General features: G+C 69.8%; 20 protein-coding genes. 11 read left to right on the top strand and 9 right to left on the bottom strand.

Features of this window, described 5'->3' with window-relative positions; genetic code table 11:
* Positions 1-53 precede the first annotated feature (53 nt).
* Positions 54-2,699, top strand: coding sequence for a hybrid sensor histidine kinase/response regulator (locus ISN38_RS14215; protein ID WP_206711861.1), 2,646 nt, complete (start codon positions 54-56; stop codon positions 2,697-2,699).
* A 169-nt stretch (positions 2,700-2,868) separates the two neighbouring features.
* Here the strand turns inward: ISN38_RS14215 and ISN38_RS14210 are convergent, their stop codons facing one another.
* The 5 genes from ISN38_RS14210 to ISN38_RS14190 all read right to left on the bottom strand — a co-directional run bounded on the left by ISN38_RS14210 (position 2,869) and on the right by ISN38_RS14190 (position 7,313).
* Positions 2,869-3,210 carry a DUF5713 family protein gene (locus ISN38_RS14210; protein WP_003465222.1) on the bottom strand — a complete coding sequence of 114 codons (342 nt, stop codon included), beginning with the start codon at positions 3,208-3,210 and terminating at the stop codon, positions 2,869-2,871.
* Positions 3,211-3,304: 94 nt separating this feature from the next.
* The gene (locus tag ISN38_RS14205) at positions 3,305-3,943 is read right to left on the bottom strand and encodes a LuxR C-terminal-related transcriptional regulator (protein WP_003465225.1); all 639 of its coding nucleotides are present in this window, start codon (positions 3,941-3,943) and stop codon (positions 3,305-3,307) included.
* 178 nt (positions 3,944-4,121) lie between these two features.
* Positions 4,122-5,222, bottom strand: coding sequence for an ABC transporter substrate-binding protein (locus tag ISN38_RS14200; RefSeq protein WP_003465228.1), 1,101 nt, complete (start codon positions 5,220-5,222; stop codon positions 4,122-4,124).
* On the bottom strand, positions 5,219-6,607 hold the full coding sequence (locus tag ISN38_RS14195) for a sensor histidine kinase (RefSeq protein WP_047325252.1): 1,389 nt from the start codon (positions 6,605-6,607) through the stop codon (positions 5,219-5,221). The genes ISN38_RS14200 and ISN38_RS14195 overlap by 4 nt, the downstream gene beginning before the upstream one ends.
* Positions 6,600-7,313, bottom strand: coding sequence for a response regulator transcription factor (locus ISN38_RS14190; protein ID WP_003465234.1), 714 nt, complete (start codon positions 7,311-7,313; stop codon positions 6,600-6,602). Before ISN38_RS14190 ends, ISN38_RS14195 begins: the two co-directional genes overlap by 8 nt.
* Positions 7,314-7,515: 202 nt before the next feature.
* Between ISN38_RS14190 and ISN38_RS14185 the strand changes: the two genes are divergently transcribed.
* From ISN38_RS14185 to ISN38_RS14170, 4 genes are all read left to right on the top strand, one after another.
* Positions 7,516-8,712, top strand: a complete 1,197-nt coding sequence (locus ISN38_RS14185) for an OprO/OprP family phosphate-selective porin (RefSeq protein ID WP_047325253.1) — start codon at positions 7,516-7,518, stop codon at positions 8,710-8,712.
* A 143-nt stretch (positions 8,713-8,855) separates the two neighbouring features.
* Positions 8,856-10,181 carry a CitMHS family transporter gene (locus ISN38_RS14180; protein WP_003465240.1) on the top strand — a complete coding sequence of 442 codons (1,326 nt, stop codon included), beginning with the start codon at positions 8,856-8,858 and terminating at the stop codon, positions 10,179-10,181.
* A 129-nt stretch (positions 10,182-10,310) separates the two neighbouring features.
* Complete coding sequence (phbB, locus tag ISN38_RS14175; RefSeq protein WP_003465242.1) at positions 10,311-11,051, top strand: acetoacetyl-CoA reductase; 741 nt, start codon at positions 10,311-10,313, stop codon at positions 11,049-11,051.
* A gap of 85 nt (positions 11,052-11,136) precedes the next feature.
* Positions 11,137-12,168 carry a LacI family DNA-binding transcriptional regulator gene (locus tag ISN38_RS14170; protein ID WP_003465243.1) on the top strand — a complete coding sequence of 344 codons (1,032 nt, stop codon included), beginning with the start codon at positions 11,137-11,139 and terminating at the stop codon, positions 12,166-12,168.
* 63 nt (positions 12,169-12,231) lie between these two features.
* Here ISN38_RS14170 and ISN38_RS14165 read toward each other — a convergent pair whose 3' ends face one another.
* The gene (locus ISN38_RS14165) at positions 12,232-13,575 is read right to left on the bottom strand and encodes an MFS transporter (protein ID WP_047325254.1); all 1,344 of its coding nucleotides are present in this window, start codon (positions 13,573-13,575) and stop codon (positions 12,232-12,234) included.
* Between the two features lie 308 nt (positions 13,576-13,883).
* Between ISN38_RS14165 and ISN38_RS14160 the strand changes: the two genes are divergently transcribed.
* On the top strand, positions 13,884-16,325 hold the full coding sequence (locus ISN38_RS14160; RefSeq protein WP_047325255.1) for a TonB-dependent receptor domain-containing protein: 2,442 nt from the start codon (positions 13,884-13,886) through the stop codon (positions 16,323-16,325).
* A gap of 79 nt (positions 16,326-16,404) precedes the next feature.
* The gene (locus ISN38_RS14155; RefSeq protein WP_047325256.1) at positions 16,405-18,276 is read left to right on the top strand and encodes an alpha-amylase family protein; all 1,872 of its coding nucleotides are present in this window, start codon (positions 16,405-16,407) and stop codon (positions 18,274-18,276) included.
* 463 nt (positions 18,277-18,739) lie between these two features.
* Here ISN38_RS14155 and ISN38_RS14150 read toward each other — a convergent pair whose 3' ends face one another.
* From ISN38_RS14150 to rsgA, 3 genes are all read right to left on the bottom strand, one after another.
* Positions 18,740-19,420, bottom strand: a complete 681-nt coding sequence (locus ISN38_RS14150) for a type 1 glutamine amidotransferase domain-containing protein (protein ID WP_003465251.1) — start codon at positions 19,418-19,420, stop codon at positions 18,740-18,742.
* Positions 19,421-19,524: 104 nt separating this feature from the next.
* Positions 19,525-20,778, bottom strand: a complete 1,254-nt coding sequence (locus ISN38_RS14145) for a flavohemoglobin expression-modulating QEGLA motif protein (protein WP_058358848.1) — start codon at positions 20,776-20,778, stop codon at positions 19,525-19,527.
* Positions 20,779-20,806: 28 nt separating this feature from the next.
* Positions 20,807-21,922, bottom strand: coding sequence for a ribosome small subunit-dependent GTPase A (rsgA, locus tag ISN38_RS14140; RefSeq protein WP_047325258.1), 1,116 nt, complete (start codon positions 21,920-21,922; stop codon positions 20,807-20,809).
* Between the two features lie 90 nt (positions 21,923-22,012).
* On the opposite strand from rsgA, the gene ISN38_RS14135 reads away from it, so the two are divergent.
* The 4 genes from ISN38_RS14135 to ISN38_RS14120 all read left to right on the top strand — a co-directional run bounded on the left by ISN38_RS14135 (position 22,013) and on the right by ISN38_RS14120 (position 25,524).
* The gene (locus ISN38_RS14135) at positions 22,013-23,296 is read left to right on the top strand and encodes an aminotransferase class I/II-fold pyridoxal phosphate-dependent enzyme (protein WP_003465267.1); all 1,284 of its coding nucleotides are present in this window, start codon (positions 22,013-22,015) and stop codon (positions 23,294-23,296) included.
* 90 nt (positions 23,297-23,386) lie between these two features.
* A complete protein-coding gene (locus ISN38_RS14130) occupies positions 23,387-24,028 on the top strand; it encodes an SGNH/GDSL hydrolase family protein (RefSeq protein ID WP_003465270.1) in 642 nt (213 codons plus the stop codon).
* 60 nt (positions 24,029-24,088) lie between these two features.
* A complete protein-coding gene (locus ISN38_RS14125; RefSeq protein WP_003465277.1) occupies positions 24,089-24,760 on the top strand; it encodes a methyltransferase in 672 nt (223 codons plus the stop codon).
* Between the two features lie 422 nt (positions 24,761-25,182).
* The gene (locus ISN38_RS14120; RefSeq protein WP_003465278.1) at positions 25,183-25,524 is read left to right on the top strand and encodes a hypothetical protein; all 342 of its coding nucleotides are present in this window, start codon (positions 25,183-25,185) and stop codon (positions 25,522-25,524) included.
* Positions 25,525-25,627: the final 103 nt, after the last annotated feature.

The following is a 25,627-nucleotide window of genomic DNA, read 5'->3' as shown; positions in this document are numbered from 1 at the left end:
CGCGCCGCTGCCGCTAAGCTGGCCGGAGACCGTCCCGGCCCTGCCCAGTCCGCATGTATCCCGCTTCGCGCCATCGCCACCTCGTCCTGCTCCTGCTCGCCGTCCTCGGCGGCATGGCGCTGGCGATGCTGTCGGCCGGGCATTTCGCCGAACAGCGCGCGCTGCGTGCCGAGAGCCGGCAACTGCGGCAGCAACTGGAGCTGTACGCGCAGACCCTGCAGCAGCGCATCGACCGCTACCGCGCCCTGCCGCAGCTGCTGGCGCTGGACCCGGAGCTGCGCCAGGCGCTGACCCGGCCGCTGGACCCGGCTGCGCATCAGCGACTGAACCTGAAGCTGGAACGCGCCAACGACGTCACCCGCTCCTCGACGCTGACCCTGATCGACGCCGGCGGGGTGGCGGTGGCGGCCAGCAACTGGCGCCTGACCAGCAGCAACGTCGGTGCCGACTACGGCTTCCGCCCCTACGTGAAGCAGGCGCTGGCGCAGGGCAGCGGCCGTTTCTACGGCATCGGCATGACCACCGGCATGCCCGGTTATTTTCTGTCGCAGGCGATCCGCGACGAGGCCGGGCGCACCCTCGGCGTGATCGTGATCAAGATCGAGCTGGCGGCGCTGGAACGCGAATGGCTGCGCGTGCCCGACGTGGTGCTGGTCAGCGATCGCCATGGCGTGGTGTTCCTGTCCAGCCGCGTCGCCTGGCGCTACCGCCAGCTGCAGCCGCTCAGCGCGCGCGAGCGCGAGGAACTGCTCGCCACCCGCCAGTACGCACGGCAGACCTTGCTGCCGGCGCAGCGACGCCGCCTGGCCACGCTGGACGACGGCGGCCAGGTGATGCGCATCGCCGCGCCGGCGCAGCGTGCGCCGCTGCTGTGGCAGAGCATGGCGCTGCCGGAAAGCGGCTGGCGCCTGCACCTGCTGCACGACATCGGCGGCAGCCGCGCCGCCGGCCGCGCCGCCGCACTGGCCGCGGCCGGCATCTGGCTGGCGCTGGTGTTCCTGGGCCTGCTGTTCCAGCAACACCAGCGCCTGGCGCGGCTGCGCCAGCGCAGCCGGCGCGAGCTGGAGTCGCTGCTGCAACAGCATGCGCAGGAACTGCGTACTGCGCAGGACGGCGTGGTGCAGGCCGCGCAACAGGCCGATACCGGCCTCAGCCGCAGCCTGGAGCACCTGCCGCAGGGCGTGGTCATCATCGACGCGCAGTTGCGCCTGGTGGCGTGGAATTCTCGCTACCTGGAGATCTTCCGCTTCCCGCCGGAGCTGATCCGCATCGGCCGCCCGATCGAGGACGTGTTCCGCTACAACGCGCGCCGCGGCCTGCTCGGTCCCGGCCCGGTGGAGGCGGCGATCCAGCGCCGCCTGGACCATTTGCGCAGCGGTCGTCCGCACATGCGCGAGAGCGAGAAGGACGACGGCACGGTGCTGGAGATCCGCGGCAACCCGCTGCCCGACGGCGGCTTCGTCACCAGCTATGCCGACATCACCAGCTACAAGAACGCCGCGCGCGAGTTGCGCTCCCTGGCCGACGCGCTGGAGCACCGCGTCGCCGAGCGCACCCGCGACCTGGCCGACGCCAAGCGCGAGGCCGAGAACGCCAACCGCTACAAGACCCGCTTCGTCGCCTCGGCGGTGCACGACCTGTTGCAGCCGCTCAACGCCGCGCGCATGTTCGTCTCGGCGCTGCGCGGCAAACTGCACGACGACGACGCACGGCAGATCGCCGACCACGTCGACAATGCGCTGGTCGCGCAGGACGCGATCCTCAACAGCCTGCTGGACATCTCGCGGCTGGAAGCGGGCACGCTGAAGACGCAGGTGCGCGACTTCGCGCTGGGGCCGCTGCTGCAGACCCTGGCGCACGAATTCGGCATCGTCGCGCAGGACCGCGGCCTGCGCCTGGACTACGTGCCCACCGGCGCCACGGTGCGCAGCGACGAGACCCTGCTGCGGCGCATCCTGCAGAACTTCCTGTCCAACGCGGTGCGCTACACCCCGCGCGGACGCGTGCTGCTGGGCTGCCGCCGCGACGGCGACACCCTGCGCATCGAGGTCCACGACCAGGGTCCGGGCATCCCCGAGGCGCTGCAGCAGGAGATCTTCGAAGAGTTCCGCCGCCTCGGCGACGGCGTCGCCCACGACCGCGGCGCAGGGCTGGGGCTGGCGATCGTGGAGCGCATCGGCCGCCTGCTCGGCCATCGCATCGGCCTGCGCTCGCAGCTCGGCCGCGGCAGCGTGTTCGCGGTCACCGTGGCGCTGGGCGACGCCGCCGCGGCGCAGGCGCTGGCGCCGACCGCGGTGGCCAGCGACAACGGCGACGACCCGATCCTGCACGGCTGCCGGGTGTGGTGCATCGACGACGATCCACGCGTCTGCGAGGCCAGCCGCGCGCTGCTGGAACGCTGGGCGTGCCGGGTGGAACTGGCGGCCGGCCCGGAGCAGGCGCTGGCCGCAGCGCAAGCGGCGCAGGCGCCGGAGCTGGTGCTGCTGGACGTGCGCATGGGCGAGCGCGCCGGCCCGGCCTTGTTCGCTAAGCTGTGCGGGCGTTGGAACGCCGAACCGCGGGTGATCCTGGTCACCGCCGAACCGGATCCGGCGCTGCGCGCGTTGGCCCAGGAACAGGGCTGGGGCTTCCTGTCCAAGCCGGTACGCGCGCCGGCGCTGCGCGCGCTGATGACGCAGATGCTCTTGCGCCGTGGCTGAGCCCCCCCTGCCGCAGCATCAGCCCGTCTCCCAGCGGGAGAGGGGGTGGGGTGAGGGTCCGGCGCGAAGCGACTTGCGGGGTTTGGGCGCACGAGGCTGCGCCCTGTCATCCGGCCCTGCGGGCCATGGTCCCAGTGGGAGAAGGAATAGCCCTGCTGTGCCGCGTCGCTCACCACTCGCGCGGCGCGATCAACTCCTCGGCGTCGGCATTATCGAAACCATAGGTCTTGGCGATGTACAGGAAGTCCACGCCGATGTTGTCGCGCGCGGCGGTCTCGATCTCGCTGTCGTGCGCCTCGAACTCCAGCGCCAGGGCGTTGAATTCCTCGGTGGCGGCATGGGTGAGCCGGTACAACGCCGGCAGGTCCGGCGGGGCCTGCGCCTCAATCGCCTCGCACAGCCGCAACAGGATCTTCTGGCCCTTGCCGACCAGGAAGGAAGGAAAATAATCGTCGTCCAGCATTTCCTGCAGGAACGGGTAGTAGGCGATCTGCTCGTTGCGGATAGGCATGGTTGTGGATCCCTTTCCGCCCGCAGGAAGCGCGGGCGCCAGTGCATAGCATCGCGTATCCGGGCGCCGCAGAAAACGCTCCGGCAGCCGCGGTTCACCCCTCGCCTTCCGGCTCCAGCGCCTTGACCAGCACCGCGGCCTGAGTGCGGCTGTGGCATTCGAGCTTCTTCAGGATCGCCGTCACATGCACCTTCACCGTGTTCTCGGCCAGGCCCAGTTCGTAGGCGATCTGTTTGTTGAGCAGGCCGTCGGCCAGGCACAGCAGCACGCGGAATTGCTGCGGGGTCAGCTGCGCCAGGCGTGCGGCCAGCTGCGCGTCGGCCTCCGAGCGCGCCGCGGTCAACGGCGGGAACCAGGTGCCGCCGTCGAGCACCGCCGCCACCGCGATGCCGATGGTCTCCGCCGGCGACGACTTGGGGATGAAACCGGCCGCGCCGAACTGCTGCGCGCGGCGGATCACCCGCGGGTGATCGTTGGAGGAGATCACCACCACCGGCACGTCCGGGCGTTCGCCGCGCACGTGCAGCAGCGCCGAGAAGCCGCGTGCGCCGGGCATCGCCAGGTCCAGCAGGACCAGGTCGACGTCGGCCTGCGCGGCCAGCGCGGCATCCAGCGTGGCGGCGCTGGCCGCTTCGGTCACCCGCGCGCGCGGCAAGGCCTGGCGCAACGCGTGCAGCACCGCGGCGCGGAACAGGGGATGGTCGTCGGCGACCAGAATCGTAGGCGCATCCATCCCCACAGTCTGGCATGCGCCGCCGCCCGCGTGCCGCTGCCGTGCCGTTGCACCCTGCTGGCGGCGCTGCCGACGCCGCGCATGGCCGCGGCCTACCGGCCGCCAATGCCAGCGACGCCGCGGCACCAGGCGTGCGCAGCAGCCCACTGCCGCTTGCTCCTGGCGGACCCGGCGCAACCTACTTGGGAACGGCGGACACGCCCTGGCGCGGCGGATGGCGGCGCATGCTGCTGCGCCAGGCATCCAGGAACTGGCGGCGTTTGAGCGCATCCAGGTACACCAGCAAGCCCGGCCCCAGCGCGATCGGACGAAACGACGGCGGCGCGGCCGGTGCTGCGCCGCCGCCGGGCATCGGCAGGATCGGCTTGAGCTGCGCCTCGCGCGACAGCACCTGCTGGCCGCGCGGCGACAGCAGGTAGTCGAGGAACCGGCGCGCCTCGGCCGCATGCGGCGTATCGCGCGGAATCACCGCGGTGCGCAGCGCGACCAGGGTGTAGTCCTCCGGCTGCACGATCGCCAGCGGCGCGCCAGTGTCGATCCGCGCCTGCGCATAGGAACCGAGCACGTTGTAGGCCAGCAGCAGTTCGCCACGGCTGACCCGGTCCAGCAGCACGCCGGTGCGTTCCTCCAGCACCACCTGGTTGTCGCCCATCGCCGCCAGCAAGGCGCCGGACATGCTGCCGATCTGCCCGTCCTGGGTCGCGAACAGATAGCCCACGCCGCTGCGCTCCACGTCGTAGGTGCCGATCCTGCCGCGCAGCGGCAGGCCCGGCGCGCGCAGCAATTCCAGCAACTGGTGGCGCGTGCGCGGCACTTGCGCCGCCGGCAGCCGCGCCTTGTTGTAGACGATCGCCACCGGCTCGTAACTGATCCCGAACGCCTCGTGCCGCCATTGCGCCCAGGCGGGCAGCGCCTCGGTCTGCGGCGAACGGTGCGCGAGCGCGTGGCCGTCGTTCACCAGCTTGGTCTGCAGGTCCATGCTGGCGCTGATCAGCAGGTCGGCGCAGCGCGCCCCGGGCTGCGGATGCAGGTAGCGCTGGTACATGTCCCAGGCGATCACGTCCTGATACACCACCTCGGTGCGCGGGTGCAGCCGCTGGTAGTCGCCGATCACCGCGGCGAACACCTCGATGTCGGTCGAGCCCTGGATGCACAGCTGCGCCTCGGCGCCGCCCTGCGCCGGGAAGCGGCGGATGTCGCCGGGCGCGGCCTGCGCGTCGTGAAAAAGGATGCAGCCCAGCAGCAGGAGCGCGGCGCGCAGCGATCGGAGCGAAGTCATGGATGCAACCTGGGCAGGCGCAGGCTGGCGATCAGGCCGCCGCCGACGCGGTTGGATAGATCGATGCGCCCGCCGTGGCTGTCGACGACGCGCTTGACGATCGCCAGGCCGAGTCCGGCACCGCCGGCGGCCGCGCCCTCGCCGCGCGCGAAGCGCTCGAACACGCGCTCGGCATCGGCGGCGGCGATGCCGGGGCCGTGGTCGGCCACGGTCACCACGCAGTCGCGCGCCGTGCAGGTCAGCGCCACCTGCAGCACGCCGGCGCCGCCGTACTTGCAGGCGTTGTCGATCAGGTTCTTGATCGCCTCGCGCAGCAGCAGCGCATCGCCGTGCACCAGCGCCGACTCGCTGGCGATAGCCAGCTGCACGCGCTGCCGCGGTTGCGACTGCGGCAGCGCCTCGTGCAAGGCCTGGTGCACGACTTCGGCCAGATCCACGCTGGCGTAGCGCTGCAGGTTGGCGCGGTGGATCACGCTGGCGTCGCTGAGCAACTGGTTGAGCAAGCGGCTCATGTGCGTGGCGTTGCGCTCGATCGCCTCCAGGCTGCGGCGCATGTCGCGCGGGTCGTCGTCGTCCAGCGCCAGTTGCGCCTGCGCGCGCAATGCCGCCAGCGGCGTGCGCATCTGGTGCGCAGCCTCGGCCATGAACGCGCGCAAGGTCTCGTTGCTGCTCGCCAGGCGCGCCATGAAGCGGTTCAACGCCGCCACCATCTGGTGCATTTCCTGCGGCGCGGCCACCGCCAGCGGCTTCAGTTCCGACGGCTCGCGCCGCGACAGGTCGTGCTCGATCCGGTGCAGCGGGCGCAACGCGCGATACACCCCCAGCCAGACCAGCGCCAGCGACAGCAGCGACAACAGTGCGATCGCGACCAGCGCATGCAGCACCACATCCTGCGCCAGCGCTTCGCGCGCACGCCGGGTCTGCCCGACCTGCACCCACACCTCGTCCTGCGCCGCGGCCGAGGAGACCCGCCGCGCTACCACCGCGAAGCGCACCTGCTCGCCGCTGTAGTACGCATCGAACAGCCGCGGCGGCGCGCTGGCGCGCGGCAGCGACGGCGCCTTCGGCAGATCGCCGTAGCCGGTGATGGTGCGCCCGCGCGCATCGAACACGCGGTAGAACACCCGGTCTTCCGGCGCCATCGCCAGCAGGTCCAGCGCCGCGTACGGCAGGTCCACCTGCCATTGCCCCCCGGCCAGCGCCACCGAATCGACGATCGACAGCGCCGAGGACACCAGCAGGTGGTCGTAAGAACGGTTGGCCGCGCGCTGGCCGTAGTCGCGCGCGGCGAAGAACAGCGCCACCGCGCCGAGCAGCGAGAGCCCGCCCAGGTACAGCAGCAGCGTGCGCCGGATCGACGGCGCCGGCAGCATGGCCTCAGCCATCGCCGCCGGCGTCCTGCGGCGTGGCTGGCGATGTATCGATCGCGGCCGCCTCCAGCTTGTAGCCGACCCCGCGCACGGTGACGATGCGCAGCGGCGCGCCGACCAGCTTCTTGCGCAGGCGCCCGACGTACAACTCGATCGCATTCGGCCCGGCCTCATCGTCGAAGCCGAACAGGCCGTTGCCGATCTCGTCCTTGCCCACCACCTGGCCGATTCGCCCGATCAGGATTTCCAGCAGGCGGTATTCGCGATTGGGCAATTCGATCGGCGTCCCATCCAGGCTGACCGTGTGCGCGGCGTTGTCGAAGGCGAATCCCCCCAGTTGCACCACCTCGCTGGCGTTGCCGCGGTTGCGCCGCAGCAGCACCCGGCAACGCGCCTCGAACTCGCGGAAATCGAACGGCTTGCCCAGGTAATCGTCGGCGCCCACGTCCAGCGCCTGTACCCGGTCCTCGATGCCGTCGCGCGCGGTCAGCATCAGCACCGGCGTGGTATCGCCGCGCTCGCGCAGCCCGGCCAGCACGCGCAGTCCATCCAGCCCGGGCAGGCCGATGTCCAGCACCACCAGATCGAAGCTCTGGTAGCGCAGCACGCTGGCCGCGCCCAGCCCATCGCTCTGCCAGTCCACCGCATGCCCGCTGCGGCGCATGCGCCGCACGATCGCATCGGCCAGATCGGCGTTGTCCTCGACTAACAAGAGACGCATGGGGGCCGGGAATCGGGAATTGGAGAGTCGGCGATTGTACGAGCAAGCCTAGCGCATCTTCCCCATTCCCGATTGCCCATTCCCGGCCCCGCACCGACAGGTCGATGACAGCTATGCCGCACTAGGCTGCAGCCACGCCGGCCCGCGCCTTCCGCTGCGGGCTACCGAGTCATCGACGCGCTACGCGCACCTGGGAGGGTACGTGAACCTGAAGAAATTGAGCCTGTGCGGCGCCTGCGCGCTGCTGTCCCTGCCTGCGCTGGCACAGGCCGCCGATGGCGACGACGACGCAGGCCCGGTCACCGCCAAGATCGGCGGCCGCCTGCACTGGGATTTCGCCCAATTCGACAACGACAATCGCGGCACGCCCAATCCCGACGACACCGAAATCCGCCGGCTGTGGATCGACGTGTCCGGCAAGTTCTTCGGCTTCGGCTACAAGGTCGAAGGCGATTTCGCCGGCTTGCAGGACGATTTCAACGGCAAGGGCATCGAGGCCAAGGACGTCTACCTGACCCGCACCTTCGACGCCGGCACGCTCAGCGTCGGCCAGTTCAAGCAGTACTTCACGCTGGACGACCGCACCGGCTCCAACTTCGGCCAGTTCCTGGAGCGCAGCGGCGCGGCCAGCACGCTGGCGCCGCTGTACCGCAAGGCGGTGTCGTGGCAAGCCGCCGGCAAGGACTACACCTGGGCCGCCAGCGTCTACAGCCTGGAAAGCATCGACGTGTCCAACATCAAGGGCGATGCGTTCGGCGGCCGCGGCACCTGGGCGCCGGGCGCGCGCGAGGGCGACGTGCTGCACCTGGGTCTGTCGCTGGCGCACGAGCACTACGACCACCCGGGTGCCAACGGCGCACCGGCGCTGAGCATCCGTCCGCGCCCGGCCGGACACCTGTCCGACAACAGCCGCATCACCCTGGCGCGCTTCGCCGATGGCCGCGATACCGACGTGGACAAGTGGTCGCTGGAATACGCGCAGGTGCGCGGCCCGCTGTCGTGGCAGAGCGAGTTCAGCGGCGGCATGTTCGACGACGGCGCGCAGCGTGCCGACGTGATGTCCGCCTATGGCTTCGTCAGCTGGTTCGTGACCGGCGAATCGCGCCGCTACGACAGCAAGACCGGGCGCTTCAACCGCATCAAGCAGGTCAACAACCCGCGTGGCGCGTTCGAACTGGCGCTGCGTTACGACCGCATGTGGGGCACGCAGCACCTGGACGGCCAGGCGGATTTCCTCGACGCCTCCACCGCCTCGTGGACGCTGGCCGGCAACTGGTATCTCAAGCCGAACCTGCGGCTGATGCTGAACCTGATCGACAGCCGCAACCGCGACCATCTGGCCGGTATTACGCTCGATCACACACGTGCGATTACTGGGCGTTTTCAGTATGACTTCTGATTTGCGGGACTCGGGACTCGGGACTCGGGACCCGAAGAACGGAAGTCGGTAACGCTTCAGATCGCGACGTCGCGCTTTTCCGGGTCCCCGGTCCTCGGTCCCCGGTCCCGGCCCTTTTTCCCGCACCACCCAAGGAACTCCCCATGCTGACCGCGCTCGGTTTCGGAATGGTCATCACCTTCATGTACCTGATCATGAGCAAGCGGCTGTCGCCGCTGGTCGCCCTGATCATCGTGCCGATCACCTTCGCACTGGCCGGCGGCTTCGGCACCGGCATCAACGACATGATGCTGGAAGGGATCAAGAAGATCGCGCCGACCGGCGTGATGCTGATGTTCGCGATCCTGTACTTCGGGGTGATGATCGACGCCGGGCTGTTCGACCCGCTGGTACGGCGCATCCTGCGCCTGGTCAAGGGTGACCCGATGAAGATCGTGGTCGGTACCGCAGCGTTGGCGTTTCTGATCTCGCTCGACGGCGACGGTTCGACCACGTACATGATCACCGTGTCGGCGATGCTGCCGCTGTACCGGCGCATCGGCATGAACGCGTTGAACCTGACCTGCGTGACCATCCTCGCCGGCGGGGTGATGAACCTGACCCCATGGGGCGGGCCGACCGCGCGCGCGGCCACCGCGCTGCACGTGGACCCAGCCGACGTGTTCGTGCCGCTGGTGCCGGCGATGGCGCTGGCGATCGCCGGCATCCTGATGCTGGCCTGGCACCTGGGTATCAAGGAGCGGCGCCGGCTCGGCGTGGCCGCGCTGCCGGGCAACGCCTGGCTGGACAGCAGCATGGCCGACGATGGCGATGCGCTGCCGACCGTGGAGGACGCCGAGGACACCAAGCGGCCGAAACTGCTGTGGGTGAACCTGGCGCTGACCCTGGCGCTGATGGCGGCGCTGGTGGTCGGCGTGCTGCCGATGCCGGTGCTGTTCATGATCGGTTTCGCGCTGGCGCTGCTGATCAACTATCCGAACCTGGCCGAACAGCGCCGGCGTCTGGTCAACCACGCCGGCAACGTGCTGTCGGTGGTGTCGCTGATCTTCGCCGCCGGCGTGTTCACCGGCATCCTCTCCAACACCGGTATGGTCGAGGCGATGTCGCGCAGCTTCCTGTCAGTGATCCCCGACGCGTGGGGCCCGCACCTGGCGGTGATCACCGCGCTCGCCAGCATGCCGTTCACCTTCTTCATGTCCAACGACGCGTTCTATTTCGGCGTGCTGCCGATTCTGTCCGAGGCGGCCAGCCACTACGGCATCACCCCGGTGGAAATGGCCCGCGCCTCGCTGGCCGGGCAGCCGGTGCACCTGCTCAGCCCGCTGGTGCCATCGACGTATCTGCTGATCGGTTTGGCCAAGGTCGATTTCGCCGACCACCAGCGCTTCACCATGAAGTGGGCGGTGCTGGTGTCGTTGCTGTTGATGGGCGGCAGCCTTGTGTTTGCGCTGTATCCGTTGGCCGCTTGAATCTTCGGGACTCGGGACTCGGAAAAAGCGCGATAGCGCGATTTGAAGCTTTACCGACTTCCGTTCTTCCGGCCCCGAGTCCCGAGTCACGCCTCCCCAGTCCCGCACTCCAAACCACAGAGGTTCCAGATGACTCTAAGAATCGCCTACGTCACCAGCGGCATGGGCAGCATCGGCACCGCGATCTGCCAGAAGCTGGCGCGCAACGGGCATACCGTGGTCGCCGGCTGCGGCCCGAATTCGCCGCGCAAGTCGGCGTGGCTGCGCGAGCAGCGCGAACTGGGCTTCGACTTCATCGCCTCCGAAGGCAATGCCACCGACTGGGACTCCACCGTGGCCGCGTTCGCCAAGGTCAAGGCCGAGGTCGGCGAGATCGACGTGCTGGTCAACAATGCCGGCGGTAGCCGCGACACCTTGTTCCGGCAGATGAGCCGCGAGGACTGGCAGTCGGTGATCGCCGGCAATCTCAACTCGCTGTTCAACATCACCAAACAGGTGGTGGACGGCATGACGACGCGCGGCTGGGGCCGCATCGTCAACATCGGTGCGGTCAGCGCGCAGAAAGGCCAGATCGGGCAGATCAACTACGCCACCGCCAAGGCGGCGATGCAGGGCTTCAGCCGCGCGCTGGCGCAGGAAGTGGCCTCGCGCGGGGTCACCGTCAACACGGTGTCGCCCGGCTACATCGCCAGCGCCGCGATCAGCAGCTTCCCGCCCGACGTGCTCGACCGCCTGGCCACCTCGGTGCCGCTGCGCCGGCTCGGCAAGCCCGAGGAAGTGGCCGCGCTGTGCGGCTGGCTGACCTCCGACGAAGCGGCCTACGTCACCGGGGCCGACTACGCGGTCAACGGTGGCCTGCACATGGGCTAGGTGCGCGGCGCGGCGCGCAGGCGCTCGCAGCGCGGCGGCTGGCATACACTGCCGATTCCGCTCCCTGCGCCAGCGCCGACACCGCATGTCCGACAAACCCGACCGCGCCACGCCCGGCGCGCGCTTGCAGATGACCGACATCGCGCGCATGGCCGGCGTGTCCGAATCCACCGTCTCGCGCGCACTGTCCGACAATCCGGTGGTCGCCGAACGCACCCGCGCCTACATCAAGCAGCTGGCCAGAGAGGCCGGCTACCGCGTCGATCCGGTCGCGCGCAGCCTGCGTTCGCGGCGCTCCAACATCGTCTGCGTCGCGGTGCCGCTGATGCACGCGCACGAGCAGCCGCTGTCAGACCCGTTCATGATGACCATGCTGGCGCTGCTCGCCGACGCGCTGACCGCGCGCGGCTACAGCATGTTGCTGTCCAAGCTGGACCGGCACCAGGACCATTGGGTCGAAGACCTGGCGCGCGGCAGCCGCGCCGACGGCGTGATCATGCTCGGGCAGAGTTCCGAGCACGCCGCACTGGACGCGGCCGCACGCGACGGCCTGCCGATGGTGGTCTGGGGCAGCCGGATCGACGGCCAGGCCTACGTCAGCGTCGGCAGCAACAACCTGCGCGGCGGCGAGCTGGCCACCGCGCACCTGATCGAGATCGGCCGCCGCCGCATCGCCTTCCTCGGCGACGAGCAGCTGCCGGAGGTGGCGCCGCGCTTCGCCGGCTACCGGCGCATGCTCGAGCGCCACGGCCTGGAATTCGATACGCGGCTGCACGCGCGCAGCCGCTTCCTCAGCGAGGACGCCTACCGGTTGACGCGGGCGATGCTGAAGAAGGCCGATCCGCCCGACGCGGTGTTCGCCGCCTCCGACGTGATCGCGCTGGGCGCGATCCGCGCGCTGACCGACACCGGTCACCGCGTGCCGCAGGACATCTCGCTGGTGGGCTTCGACGACATCGCGCTGGCCGCCTACAGCCAGCCGCCGCTGACCACGGTACGCCAGGACCTGGCGCAGGCGGCAACGCTGCTGGTGGATGGCGTGCTAGGCCTGATCGCCGGGCAACCACTGCAATCGGTGGAACTGCCGGTGCGCCTGGTAGTGCGCGATTCGGCGTGAGAGGCCGGGACTCGGGAACGGGGAATCGGGACCCGGAAAAGCGCGGCGGCGCGAACTGAAGCGTTACCGACTTCCGTTGCTGGAGTCCCGAGTCCCGAGTCCCGAGTCCCGCCCCAGCTTCACAAACAACATCGCCCCCGCCGCCATCACCATCAACGCGCCGGCCAGGCGGATCACATTGCGCGGGTCGCCATGCAGCCAGGAGTCGAAATACAGCGGCAGGGTCACGATCTGGATCAGCATCGGCAGCACGATGAACAGGTTGAACAGGCCCATGTACACGCCGGTGCGCTCGGGCGGGATGCTGTCGGCCAGCATCAGGTACGGATTGCCCATCATGCTCGCCCAGGCCAGGCCGATGCCGATCATCGGCAACAGCAGCAACCAGCGGTCGTGGATCGCCGGCAGCAGGCACATGCCGATGCCGGCGGCGAGCAGGCACGCCGCGTGGGTGGCCTTGGGGCCGACGCGGCGTGCCACCGGCACCATCGCGAACGCGGCGACGAAGGCGACGAAGTTGTAGAAGCCGCCGATCTGGCCGTTGACCAGGCCGGCTTCGCGGAAGCCGTGCGAATCCGGCGCGGTAGTGCCGAACAGCGTGGTCGACAGCGACAGCACGATGTACTGCCAGTAGCAGAACATCGCATACCACTGGAACAGCATCACCGGCGCCATCTGCTTCATCGTTGGCGGCATGTGCCGCACCGCATCGGCGATCTCGCGCAGCGTGGCCAACGGCCCGACCGGTGCGGCACGCAAGCGTTCCAGCTCCAACGGCGGCAGCACCGGTTCGCGCACGCTACGCGCGGTGAGCAGGATCGAGGCCGCAGAGAATCCCGCGCCGATCGCGAACGCGGCGATGGTGACGTAGGGAATGTGGTGCGCATTGGCCGCATCTTGGTTCATGCCGAACCACACCAGCAACGGCGGGGTCACGTAGGCCAGGGTCTGGCCCAGCCCGGTGAACGCGCTTTGGGTGAGGTAGCCCAGCGGGCGCTGACGCGGCGCCAGCACGTCGCTGACCAGGGCGCGATACGGCTCCATCGCCACGTTGTTGGCCGCATCCAGCATCCACAGCAGGCTCACCGCCATCCATAGCGCCACGCTGAAGGGCATCAGCAACAGGCACAGGCTGCACACCAGCGCGCCGATCACCATGTACGGCATGCGCCGGCCCCAGCGGGTGACGGTGCGATCGCTCAACACCCCGACCACCGGCTGCAGCGCCAGCCCGGTGATCGGCCCGGCCAGCCACAGGTACGGCAGGCTGGCGTGATCGGCGCCCAGGTAGTTGTAGATCGGGCTCATGTTGCTCTGCTGCAGGCCGAAGCTGTACTGCACGCCGAAAAAGCCGGCGTTGAGCGCCAGCACGCGCGGCAGCGGAAGCAAGGGGCGATCGGAACGCATGGACATAAGCCTGACAGGAAGCCAACGGCGCCGCAGGTGGCGGGCCACGGCGGCGGAGCGGATGTTCGGATCAATGCAATCGATTGTAACGCTGCGCTGCACCATAACCTGGCAGATAAAAAGCCAGATTTTGCGTTGTCTACGGCAGCGCCCTCAATTTTTTGCAATACAAATTGCAATCGATTGTAAAAGGCCGTATCACTGCGCCACACAACCGCCTGTCCGGCATGGGCGCCGCGCCGGTCGATGCCGTCGCGCGCTACATGCAGGGCCTATCCGCCTCACCCCTCGCTTCGGGAGAGATAGCGATGCACCCCCATTCGACCCGCCTGCATACCTTGACCTGGGCCGTCGCCGCGGCACTGGCCGCCCCCGCCGCCTTCGCCCAGGACGCCGCCGCGCCCGTGGCCCCGTCCACTCCTACGCAAGGCGACGTGGTCAGCCTGGATTCGGTGTTCGTGACCGGCACCGCCAGCGCCAAGAGCAAGCTCAAGTCCAGCGTGTCGGTCAGCACCGTCGGCGCCGAAGCGATCGAGCAATCCACGCCGCGCTCGACCGCCGAGATCTTCCGCAACATTCCCGGCATCCGCTCCGAATCCAGCGGCGGCGAAGGCAATGCCAACATTGCGGTGCGTGGCCTGCCGGTGGCCTCCGGCGGGGCCAAGTTCCTGCAGCTGCAGGAAGACGGGCTGCCGGTGCTGGAATTCGGCGACATCGCCTTCGGCAATGCCGACATCTTCCTGCGCGCCGACGACAGCCTGGAGCGCATCGAGGCAATCCGCGGCGGCTCGGCCTCGACCTTCGCCAGCAACTCGCCCGGCGGCATCATCAACTTCATCAGCAAGACCGGCGACACCGCCGGCGGCAGCGTCGGCCTCAGCCGCGGCCTCGGCCGCTTCGACAACACGCGCCTGGACTTCGACTACGGTGCGCCGTTCGCCGAGCACTGGCAGTTCAACGTCGGCGGCTACTACCGTCGCGGCGACGGCGTACGCGACGCCGGATTCGCCACCGACAAGGGCGGCCAGCTCAAGGCCAACCTGACACGTCTGTTCGACAACGGCTACGTACGCGTCTACGCCAAGTACCTCAACGACCGCGCCGCCGCCTATACCCCCGTGCCGACCCTGGTCAGCGGCAGCGACGGCGCGCCGCACTTCCACGACGTGGGCAGCTTCGACCCGGGCCGCGACACCCTGTACAGCCCGTATTTCCGCAGCAGCAACAGCCTGGACGGCAGCAACCGCCTGACCCGCGTCGAACTTGGCGACGGCATGCACCCGGTGTCGCGCGCGATCGGCGCCGAGGCGCAGTTCGACATCGGCAGCGGCTGGACGCTGACCGACAAGTTCCGCATCGCCGACACCTCCGGCCGCTTCGTCTCGCCGTTCCCGGCCGAAGTGGCCGACGCCGCCAGCCTGGCCGCGGAGATCGGCGGCGTCGGCGCGAGCCTGCGCAATGCCGACGGCCAAACCTACAGCGGCCAGGCGGCGCGCACCCACCTGTTCAACACCCGCATCAACGACCTCGGCAACGCGGTCAACGACCTGAGCCTGGCGCGCGACTTCGGCAACGGCGATGGCGGCAACGTCAATCTCAAGGCCGGCCTGTACAGCTCGCGCCAGGTCATCGACATGGACTGGACCTGGAATTCCTACGTGCAGTCGGTGTCCAGCCGTTCGCGACTGCTCGACGTGGTCGCGGCCGATGGCAGCCTGCTCTCGCAGAACGGCCTGTATGCCTACGGCGTGCCCTACTGGGGGACCGACAACACCCGCCACTACGACGTGCGTTACACCATCAACGCGCCGTACGTGGCGCTGGGCTGGGACCAGGGCCCGCTGAGCGTGGACGCCAGCGTTCGCTATGACATGGGCCGGGCGCGCGGCGACACCGCCGGCGGGCTGCTGGTCGACAATCTCGACGTCGATGGCGACGGGATCATCCAGGCGCCGGAGCGCAGCGTGGCGACGATCGACTACGCCAACCGCAAGCCGGTGGACTACGACTGGAACTACCTGTCGTACTCGCTCGGCGGCAACTACATGCTCAACGACGATCTGGCCGCGTTCGCCCGCTACAGCCGCGGCGCGCGCGCCAACGCCGACCGCCTGCTGTTCGGCGTGGTCCGCGACGACGGCTCGGTGTCCTCCGACGAAGCGGTGAACTTCGTCAAGCAACTCGAGGGCGGCCTGAAATGGCGTGCCGGCGGCCTGAGCGTGTTCGCCACCGCCTTCGCCGCGCGCACCCAGGAACAGAACTACGAGGCCACCAGCCAGCGCTTCTTCAACCGCACCTACAAGGCCCACGGGCTGGAACTGGAAGCGGCCTACCGCGCCGGCGGCTTCGGCATCAATGGCGGCGCGACCTGGACCGATGCGACCATCGACAAGGACCAGATCACCCCGGCCAACGACGGCAACACGCCGCGCCGCCAGGCCAGGTTCGTCTGGCAGCTGACCCCCAGCTACCGCGGCGATCGCTACGAGGTCGGGGTCAACGCGATCGGCACCAGCTCGGCCTACACCCAGGACAGTAACCAGTTGAAGATGCCCGGCTACACGCAGGTGAACCTATTCGGCAACTACCGCGTCACCGACGCGTTGACCCTGTCGCTGAACATCAACAACCTGTTCGACGCCTTCGGCCTGACCGAAGCCGAGGACGCAAGCATTCCGGACAACGCCATCATCCGCGCCCGCTCCATCCCCGGCCGCACCGCCAGCGTCAGCGTGCGCTACGATTTCTGATTCCAAGGAGCCCGCCGCGCCCGGTCGCCGGGCGTGGTCCATTATGAACGCTGCTTCTCCGCTCTTCGATCACGCTGGCATGCAGGCGGCACTGGCTGCCCAGCCCGGCGCACACGCGCGTTACCGCGCCCATGGCGCACGCCTGTTCGCCGCCCTGCACGTCCTGTACGGCGCACATCCGCACTACGCACAATGGCTGCCGCGCTGGCTCGACGCGGTCGCCGCCACGATCCGCGCGCGCCCGCCGGCACTGGCCGAACTGGATGCGGCGCGCGCGCCGGACTGGTTCGGCACGCCGTCGATGCTCGGCTACAGCGCCTACGTCGACCGCTTCGCCGGCACCCTGGCCGGGGTCGGCGAGCGTGTGCCCTACCTGCAGGAACTGGGCGTGCGCTACCTGCACCTGCTGCCGTTCCTGCGCATGCGCGAAGGCGACAACGACGGCGGCTTCGCGGTCAGCGACTACGGCCAGGTCGAACCGCGGCTCGGCGACAACGCCGACCTGGCCGCCCTGACCGCACGCCTGCGCGACGCCGGCATCAGCCTGTGCGCCGACTTCGTGCTCAACCACACCGCCGACGACCATCCCTGGGCGCTGGCCGCCAGACAGGGCGACGCGCGCTACCTGGACTACTACCACCACTTTGCCGAGCGCGACCTGCCGGACCGCTACGAACGCACCCTGCGCGAAGTGTTCCCGCATACCGCGCCGGGCAACTTCACCTGGGTCGAGGACGCCCAGGCCTGGCTGTGGACCACGTTCTATCCCTATCAGTGGGATCTGGACTGGAGCAACCCAGCGGTGTTCGGCGAGATGGCGTTGGCCCTGCTGCACCTGGCCAACCTGGGCGTGGAAGTGTTCCGGCTGGATTCCACCGCCTACCTGTGGAAGCGCGAAGGCAGCGACTGCATGAACCAGCCCGAGGCGCACACCATCCTGGAGGCGCTGCGCGCGCTCACCGACATCGCAGTGCCGGCGGTGCTGCTGAAGGCCGAGGCGATCGTGCCGATGGCGCAGCTGCCGCCGTACTTCGGCAGCGGCCAGGCACGCGGCCACGAATGCCACCTGGCCTACCACAGCACGCTGATGGCGGCCGGCTGGGTGGCGCTGGCCGCACAGCGCGGCGACATCGTGCACGGCGTGATCGCGCAGACGCCGGCGCTGCCGCCGGCCTGCGCGTGGCTGAGCTACGTGCGCTGCCACGACGACATCGGCTGGAACGTGCTGCAGCACGAAGCGGCCGGCGGCAACGGCAGCGCGCCGTTCGACCTTGCCCAGGCCGCACACTTCTTCGCCGGCGACGTGGCGGGCAGCTACGCGCGCGGCGAAGCGTTCCAGAGCAGCGGCGACGGCGTGCACGGCAGCAACGGCATGAGCGCCGCGCTGGTCGGCATCGAAGCGGCGCTGGCCGACGGCGATGCCGAAGCGCTGGAACTGGCGATCCGGCGCCTGTTGTTGCTGTATGGCGTGGCGCTGGCGATTCCCGGCGTCCCGCTGCTGTACATGGGCGACGAACTGGCGCTGGGCAACGACGCGGACTATCGCCGCGACCCGCTGCGCCGCCACGAAGGGCGCTGGCTGCAGCGTCCGGCCATGGACTGGGAGCGCGCCGCGCGCCGCGGCGACCCGGACAGCGTTCCCGGCCAGGTCTACACCCGCCTGCGGCGGCTGATCGCCGCGCGTGCGGCGACCGCCGCGCTGGGCGCCGGGCAACCGCTGCGGGCGTTGCCGCTGGGCAATCCGGCCCTGCTCGGGATCGCCCGCGGCACGGACTTCGTCGCGGCCTACAACTTCAGTGCGCAAGCGGTGGCGGTGGAGCCTGTGGAGCCTGCCGCAGTGGGCGATGGCGACTGGCAGACCATCGCCGACGGCGGACGCGACGACGCCACGCTGCAGGAATGGGATGGCCTATTGCCGGCCTATGGCCTGCGTTGGTGGCGCCGCGGCTGAGTGCGGAGCGCGTCCTGCCGGCATCGTGGATTGGCGGATTCGCGAAAGAGCTGCACCGGAGCAGCTCTTTCGAGGATCAGACCTTGACGCACGCCGCCGCAGCCTCGGATCCAGCTCCGATGCAGTCGGGACTGAAGTCCCTCCCACAAAGAGCAGCGATGCCTACCCGGCAAGGCCCCTGTAGGAGCGGCTTCAGCCGCGACGAACGAAGCCGCAACCTGGCCGATCCAGGAAGCGGTCGGGACTGAAGTCCCTCCTACACAAAGCAGCGATGCATGCGCGGCAAAGCTCCCTTGTAGGAGCGGCTTCAGCCGCGACGAACGAAGCCGCAATCTGGCCGATCCAGGAAGCAGTCAGGACTGAAGTCCCTCCGACAGAAAGCAGGCAGGCGCCCTGCCGCGCCATCAAGCCCGCATCGCGACGCGCGTCCAGCGTCAGCCGACAAACGCGCGCCGCACCCCCTTCACTTGCCCAACAACCCCAGCAACGCCTTCGCCGCCTCCTCGGACGAAGCTGGGTTCTGGCCGGTGACCAGGCGGCCGTCCACCACCACGTGCACGCCCCAATCGGCGCCTTTCTCGTACAGGCCGCCGAGCCGCTGGAACTCGTCCTCGATCAGGAACGGCACCACGTCGGTCAACCCGACCGCCGCCTCTTCGCCATTGGTGAAACCGGTGACGCGGCGGCCCTTGACCAGCGGCGCGCCATCGGCGGCGCTGACCCGGCGCAGCGCACCCGGCGCGTGGCAGACGAAGCCGATCGGCTTGCCGGCGCGCGCGAACGCCTCGATCAGCGCGATCGACGTGCGGTCTTCGGCCAGATCCCACAGCGGGCCGTGGCCGCCGGGGTAGAAAACGCTGTCGTAGTCGGCCATCTGCACCTCGGCCAGCGACCGCGTGCTCGCCAGCTGCCGCTGCGCATCCGCATCGCCCTTGAAGCGCTGCGTGGCGGCGGTTTGCGCGTCGGCCGCATCGCTCTTCGGGTCCAGCGGCGGTTGCCCACCCTTGGGCGAAGCCAGCGTGATCTCGGCGCCGGCGTCCTTGAACACGTAGTACGGCGCGGCGAACTCCTCCAGCCAGAAGCCGGTCTTGTGGCCGCTGTCGCCGAGGCGGTCGTGCGAGGTCAGCACCATCAGGATCTTCATGCGGATGTCCTTTTTTGCGTGGAAACGGCGGTCAGGCGCTGCAGGCCAGGCGCGCAGTATCGGCACGCGCGCATTCGCGGCGGGTGAGCGCGGCGCGACGGTGTTCAGGCGCCGCCGGGGCCATCCAGCTGATCCATGCGGATGCGGTTGGCGAACAGCGAGAACGCCAGCATGCCGGCCAGGCCGCTGGCGCGCGCGACCCAGTTCGGCAGCCAGCGCGGCGGCGCCAGCACGCCGGCCTCGAACAGCGGCGCGAACGCGGCCACGTCCTCCAGCGCCATCTTGCCGGCGAACAGCCAGCGGCACAGCGGCAGGCGATCGCGCTGCAAGGCCTGGCGGAAGAATGTGTGCACCGACACCAGCCCGCGCAGGTACACGGTGTCCTTGGTGAAGGCGGCACCACCGCCGGTCGGCACGCCGCGGAACACGCGCTGCGCCGAGGAGAAGCTCTCCGCCGGCGACTGCCCGGCCGCATCGAAATACCGAAACACCTCGACGAAATCGGCACCACTGCGCGCCAGCGCGATCGCTTCGATGCGCAAGCTGATCCGCTTCATCCGCGCGATGTCGATGCTGCCGGTGATCTGCTCGGCGAAGGTCGCCAGGCCCTCCTGGGTCGCGGTGATCCGCGGCGACGACAACGCCAAGCTCGGCAACTGCGCCTGCTCGCGGCCGTTGAGCGCGGTCAGCGAATGCACCAGCGCCTCGTGGTGGAACAGCTGCGCGCGGTCGTAGTCGCTGAACGAGGCGCCCGAGCGCAGGCGGATGCGGTGCGCGCCGGCCGCGGCCTTGGCCAGCAGCTCCGGATCCAGCTCGACCGCGATCACCCGCGCGCCGAAGAATTCGTCCAGGTCGCCCTGCAGCAGCAGGCGCAGCGCGCTGGCCGACACCGGTACCTGCTCTTCGGCCGACAGCAGTTCGCGATCCAGCTCCTGTGCGATCCGGATGAAGTGACCGGCGGCGTCGCGGGTGGTCGGCCCATGCCCGGGCATCGGATCTTCCGGCACGCCGAACAACTGCGCCGAATACGTGCCGACCGCCGCCGTCCCCAGCGATTCCAGCAAGGCCGCGGCCAGATCCCAGCTGTGCACCGATGCCTGCAGATACGCGCCCAGTGGATGCGTCGGATCGGACGCCTGCGCGATCGCCGCCAGCTCGCGGCGCGTGTCGGCGAAATCCAGCCGCGGGTACTGCACCTGCGGCAGCTGCGGCTGGCCGCGCGCCACGCTGTCCAGGAACGGCGCCTGCACCGCCACCGGCCAACTCGCCAGCGCCAGCAGGCGGATGCCGCGCACCGCCTTGACCAGGCGCGCATCCAGCGCGGCGTGGTGCAGGATCTCGGCAGGCAGCGCGGTCATCGCGAGCGTGGAGGGCGGGCGCGGCCGGTCAGCGGCGCTGGTTGCGCGGCGTCGGCCGCTTGCCGCCCGGCTTGCCCGCGCCGGGCCTGCCCGACCTGGCCGCGTCCGCGTTCTGCGCCTGGCGCTGCGCCAGTTTGGTGGCGGCGCCGGCGACTTCGTCGCGCAGCTTCATGTAGTTGGCCAGCCGCGCCTCCTCGATGTCGCCGCGCTCGATCGCCGCCTGCACCGCACAGCCCGGCTCGGCCTGGTGCGCGCAATCGTTGAAGCGGCACTGCGCGGCCAGCGCCTCGATGTCGGCGAACCCGCCTTCGGCCAGGTCTTCCTCGCCGGTGGGCTTGAGCTCGCGCATGCCCGGCGTGTCGATCAGGCAGGCGCCGGACGGCAGCGGCAGCAGCGCCCGGTGCGTAGTGGTGTGGCGGCCGCGCGAATCGTTCTCGCGCACCGCCGCGGTGCGCATCTTCTCCACCCCGAGCAAGGTGTTGGTGAGGGTGGACTTGCCGGCGCCGGACGAGCCAACCAGCACCGCCGTGCGCCCGGCCCCCAGCCACGGCCGCAGCGCCGCCACGCTGTCGGCATCCTTGGCGTTGACGGTCAGCAGCGGGATCGACTGCGCGGCCAACTCCTCCAGCACCGCCAGCGCATCGTCGGCGTACTCGGTGAGATCGGCCTTGGTCAGGATCACCACCGGCTCGGCGCCGCCCCCGCCGACCAGCAGCAGGTAGCGCTCGATGCGCCGCGGATTGAAGTCCGCATCCAGGCCGCAGACGATGAAGACCGTATCGATGTTGGCCGCGATCACCTGCTGGTGATAGTGCTCGCCGGCCGCGCCGCGCTTGATCGCGGTACGCCGCGGCAGCAGCGCCACGATGCGCTTGTCGTCCTCCAGCAGCACCCAATCGCCGACCGCGGCGCGCTCGTGGCTGGGGAAGCGCGGCCGCTGCCATTCCGGCAACGACTCGACCTTGAAGCCGGCGTCCACCGCATCGGCCACCACATAGCCGGTGCGGTGCTGCTCGCTGACCCGCGCCGGCCGCGCCAGCGGGTGCGCGGCCATCGCCGCCAGCCAAGTTGGTTCTTCCGGCATGCCGGGCCAGGGCCAACCGATGGGGCGCAGCGCGTCGAAGTCGATCTGGGGGGAAGTCATGGGCGGATTCTAGACGCTGCGGGCCCCGCCCCGGCCGCCGCGTCACATTTCCGTTACCATGCCGGTTCCACGCCCCCACCGGCCTATGCGATGCCCACCCTGCCGATCAAGCCGCTCGCGATCCGCGAACGCCTGTCCGAAGTCCGCTACGAAATCCGCGGCGAACTGGCGCGGCGAGCCCGGGAGCTGGAGGCGCAGGGGCGCAAGCTGATCAAGCTCAACATCGGCAATCCCGGCGCGTTCGGGTTCCGCGCGCCGGAGCATCTGCAGCGCGCGATCGCCGACGACATGGGCCGCACCGATCCCTATACCCACCAGCAGGGCCTGCCCGAGGCGCGCGAGGCGATCGCCGCGGCCTATGCGCGGCGCCAGCACCCGGACGCGCATCCGGACCGCATCTTCATCGGCAACGGGGTCAGCGAGCTGATCGACCTGTCGCTGCGCGCGCTGCTCAATCCCGGCGACGAAGTGCTGGTGCCCTCGCCCGACTACCCGCTGTGGTCGGCCGCCACCATCCTCAACGACGGCCGCCCGGTGTATTACCGCTGCGCGCCGGAGAACGGTTTCCAGCCCGATCCGGTGGAGATCGAGACGCTGGTGTCCTCGCGCACCCGCGCCATCGTGCTGATCAATCCGAACAACCCCAGCGGCGCCAGCTATTCGCGCGAACTGCTGGAGAAGATCGTGGCGATCGCGGCCAAGCACAACGTGCTGCTGATGGTCGACGAGATCTACGACCAGGTGCTGTACGACGGCGCCGACTTCGCGCCGGTCGCGCCGCTGGCCGGCGAGCACCCGTGCATCAGTTTCGGCGGCCTGAGCAAGGTGCACCGCGCCTGCGGCTGGCGGGTGGGCTGGGCGCTGCTGTCCGGCGCCGCCGAGCGCGTCACCGAATTCCGCAACGCGATGGACCTGCTCGGCGCGCTGCGCCTGTGCGCGAACGTGCCGGGCCAGTTCGCGATCGACGCTGCGGTCAACGGCCCGGACACGATCTCGCCGCTGTGTGCGCCGGGCGGGCGCCTGTACGAGACCCGCCGCGCGGTGGTCGACGCCTGCGCGGCCAGCGAGCACCTGGCGCTGGTGCAGCCGGCCGGCGCGCTATACGCGTTCCCGGCGGTGGTCGGCGCGGCCGCGCGCAATTTCGACGATCACGACTTCGCGCTGGAGTTGATGAACGACGAAGGCGTGCTGGTGGTGCCCGGTTCCAGCTTCAACGTGCCCTACCGCCACCATTTCCGGGTGACCCTGTTGCCGGAAGCGGCGGTGATGCGCGACGTGTTCGCGCGCATCGACCGGGTGCTGGCGCGTCGCGCCGAGGCGGCGACCAAGGTGGTACCACTGAAGCCGCGCAACGCGGCCGCCGGGGGGCGGTGAATCGGGAATGGGGACTCGGGAATGGGCAAAGCGTGCGCCGTTCCAGCCGCTCCCGGCCTCGGTGACGCGGCTGCCTTCGTTATTGCACAGATGAGCCAGTCCAGCGTCGCTTCGCTCCAGCATGCCCCGCTGCGCTATCTAGCGCTGGGCGATTCCTACACCATCGGCGAAGGCGTGGCCGACGCCGGGCGCTGGCCGCGGCAACTGGCCGCGGCGCTGCGCCACGACGGCATCGCCATCACCGATCCGCAGATCGTCGCCACCACCGGCTGGACCACCGACGAACTCGCTGCCGGCATCGATGCCGCCGCGCCGCAAGGTCCGTTCGCGCTGGTGACGCTGCTGATCGGGGTCAACAACCAGTACCGCGGACGCGCGTTGGACGAGTACCGCGCTCAGTTCGCCGCGCTGCTGCAACGCGCGCTCGATTTTGCCGATGGCCAGCCGCAGCGGGTGCTGGCGGTCTCGATCCCGGACTGGGGCGTGACCGCGTTCGCGCAGCCGCCCGCGCACGATCCGGCCCGCATCGGCGCGCAGATCGATGCGTTCAATGCCACCGCGCAGGCCTGCTGCCAGGCGCGTGCGGTGCGCTTGGTCGATATCACCGCGGCCAGCCGCGAAGGCGGCGGCAGCGCCGCGATGCTCGCCGCCGACGGCCTGCATCCCTCCGCGGCGATGTATGCGCGCTGGACCGGCCTGCTGTTGCCTGCGGCGCGCGATGCGTTAGCCTAGCCGGGTACGACGCCCCGCTGCCAAGGACCGACATTGCGCGACGCCAGCACCATCCAGCCCATGACCCGCCCGCAGGCCCTGGTCATCGCCCGCGCCTTCCTGCCGACGCATCCGCTCGGCAATCGCTACGACTACTACTACACCCGCACCAAGCTGCGCACCGATCCGCTCTACCCCGGCGTGCTCGCCGCGCTGCGCGGCACCGACGCGCCGGTGCTGGACCTGGGCTGCGGCCTGGGCCTGCTCGCGCATGCACTGCGCGCCGACGGCCAGCGCCAGCGCTACCACGGCGTGGACATCGACGCGGCGAAGATCCGCCGCGCGATCCGCATCGCCGCGCGCAGCGCACTGCACGACACCCGCTTCGAGGTGGTCGATCTGGGCCTGGCCTGGCCCGAGCACAGCGGCAGCGTCGCGATCCTGGACGTGCTGCAATACCTCGACGCCAGCATGCAGACCAGCCTGCTGCGCAGCGCGGCGAAGATGCTCACCCCTGGCGCAAGGCTTGTGATCCGCAGCGGCCTGGGCGACAGCAGCGGCCGCGGCCGCACCAGCCGCATCACCGACGTGCTCGCGCACCTGGCCGGCTGGATGCAGGAAGTGCCCAAGTGCTATCCCACCCGCGACAGCCTGGAACGCCAGCTCGGCGACGCCGGATTGCGCGCCTGTTTCGCGCCGCTGTACGGCAACACCCCGTTCAACAACTGGCTGATCGTGGCCGAACCGCGTTGACGCGGCCGGCCCCGCGCCGCTCTCGCCCACAACAATCAGGACAGCGCCACCTGGACCGCACACGCAATGCCGTCGCCAGACGCCGGCCACCCGGCGACGCGAAAACGCCGTGCATCCACGCGCCGCATTCCAGGACCAATGCCGGTGGCGGATGCGCACGACGTTTATACTGCCGCGCCGTCGCTGGCGCAGCGACAGCGCCGCGTGGAGTCCACGGACGGAAATGCAGGACTCGGCGAGGTGTTGCGCCCCTCGCATCCAGCGCGAACGCGCCGACCTGCCCGACCTGCCCGACCGCATCCGCCGCTGCGACCGCCGCCGCGGCACTGCCTGCCGACGCGGCCAGCGCAACGCAGGCAAGCCACATCGCCCCGGTCCTGCGCCCAGCGGCGACGAAACCATCCTGCCCCCTCGGAGTCCCCATGACCGCCCCAACGCTCCCGCCCTATTCCGGCCTCGGCATCGCCTCGTTCGCGGTCAGCCTGATCGCCGCGGTGCTGACGCTTGTCCTGGTCGGCATCTGCGCGGCACTGGTCTATTCCCAGCCCGGTAGCCTGGACGACGACTCGCCGCTGGCGATGCTGGTCGGCATGGCGATGCTGGTCGGCATCGTCGCCGAGCTGGCCGCCGCGGCGCTCGGCATCGGCAGCCTGTTCCAGCGCGACCGCAGGAAACTGTACGGCGTGCTCGGCCTGATCTTTGCGATCGCGACCCTGCTCGGCGTCGCCGCGCTGATCGTGTTTGGACTCATGCGAGTCGGCTGAGTCCTGGCGGGAAGATGCGCCACGGCCTCGCACCGAGGTTGAACAGCTGCCGCCATGCTGCCATCCCGCGCGCGGTGGGTCCGGCAAGGGCAGTTGGCGGGAA

Origin of the sequence: Xanthomonas translucens pv. undulosa, from assembly GCF_017301775.1 — a bacterium.
Classification (GTDB): domain Bacteria; phylum Pseudomonadota; class Gammaproteobacteria; order Xanthomonadales; family Xanthomonadaceae; genus Xanthomonas_A; species Xanthomonas_A translucens.
Note: the sequence above shows the minus strand (reverse complement) of the source record. Positions and strands in the feature narration are given on the sequence as shown.

Excerpts from the sequence above, each read along its gene's own strand:
- phbB (WP_003465242.1), top strand. The coding sequence starts at position 10,311 with ATGACTCTAAGAATCGCCTACGTCACCAGCGGCATGGGCAGCATCGGC.
- ISN38_RS14215 (WP_206711861.1), top strand. The coding sequence starts at position 54 with ATGTATCCCGCTTCGCGCCATCGCCACCTCGTCCTGCTCCTGCTCGCC.
- ISN38_RS14200 (WP_003465228.1), bottom strand. The coding sequence starts at position 5,222 with ATGACTTCGCTCCGATCGCTGCGCGCCGCGCTCCTGCTGCTGGGCTGC.
- ISN38_RS14125 (WP_003465277.1), top strand. The coding sequence starts at position 24,089 with ATGACCCGCCCGCAGGCCCTGGTCATCGCCCGCGCCTTCCTGCCGACG.
- ISN38_RS14170 (WP_003465243.1), top strand. The coding sequence starts at position 11,137 with ATGTCCGACAAACCCGACCGCGCCACGCCCGGCGCGCGCTTGCAGATG.
- ISN38_RS14205 (WP_003465225.1), bottom strand. The coding sequence starts at position 3,943 with ATGGATGCGCCTACGATTCTGGTCGCCGACGACCATCCCCTGTTCCGC.
- rsgA (WP_047325258.1), bottom strand. The coding sequence starts at position 21,922 with ATGACTTCCCCCCAGATCGACTTCGACGCGCTGCGCCCCATCGGTTGG.
- ISN38_RS14195 (WP_047325252.1), bottom strand. The coding sequence starts at position 6,607 with ATGGCTGAGGCCATGCTGCCGGCGCCGTCGATCCGGCGCACGCTGCTG.
- ISN38_RS14150 (WP_003465251.1), bottom strand. The coding sequence starts at position 19,420 with ATGAAGATCCTGATGGTGCTGACCTCGCACGACCGCCTCGGCGACAGC.
- ISN38_RS14190 (WP_003465234.1), bottom strand. The coding sequence starts at position 7,313 with ATGCGTCTCTTGTTAGTCGAGGACAACGCCGATCTGGCCGATGCGATC.
- ISN38_RS14120 (WP_003465278.1), top strand. The coding sequence starts at position 25,183 with ATGACCGCCCCAACGCTCCCGCCCTATTCCGGCCTCGGCATCGCCTCG.
- ISN38_RS14135 (WP_003465267.1), top strand. The coding sequence starts at position 22,013 with ATGCCCACCCTGCCGATCAAGCCGCTCGCGATCCGCGAACGCCTGTCC.
- ISN38_RS14180 (WP_003465240.1), top strand. The coding sequence starts at position 8,856 with ATGCTGACCGCGCTCGGTTTCGGAATGGTCATCACCTTCATGTACCTG.
- ISN38_RS14145 (WP_058358848.1), bottom strand. The coding sequence starts at position 20,778 with ATGACCGCGCTGCCTGCCGAGATCCTGCACCACGCCGCGCTGGATGCG.
- ISN38_RS14130 (WP_003465270.1), top strand. The coding sequence starts at position 23,387 with ATGAGCCAGTCCAGCGTCGCTTCGCTCCAGCATGCCCCGCTGCGCTAT.
- ISN38_RS14155 (WP_047325256.1), top strand. The coding sequence starts at position 16,405 with ATGCAGGCGGCACTGGCTGCCCAGCCCGGCGCACACGCGCGTTACCGC.
- ISN38_RS14210 (WP_003465222.1), bottom strand. The coding sequence starts at position 3,210 with ATGCCTATCCGCAACGAGCAGATCGCCTACTACCCGTTCCTGCAGGAA.
- ISN38_RS14160 (WP_047325255.1), top strand. The coding sequence starts at position 13,884 with ATGCACCCCCATTCGACCCGCCTGCATACCTTGACCTGGGCCGTCGCC.
- ISN38_RS14165 (WP_047325254.1), bottom strand. The coding sequence starts at position 13,575 with ATGCGTTCCGATCGCCCCTTGCTTCCGCTGCCGCGCGTGCTGGCGCTC.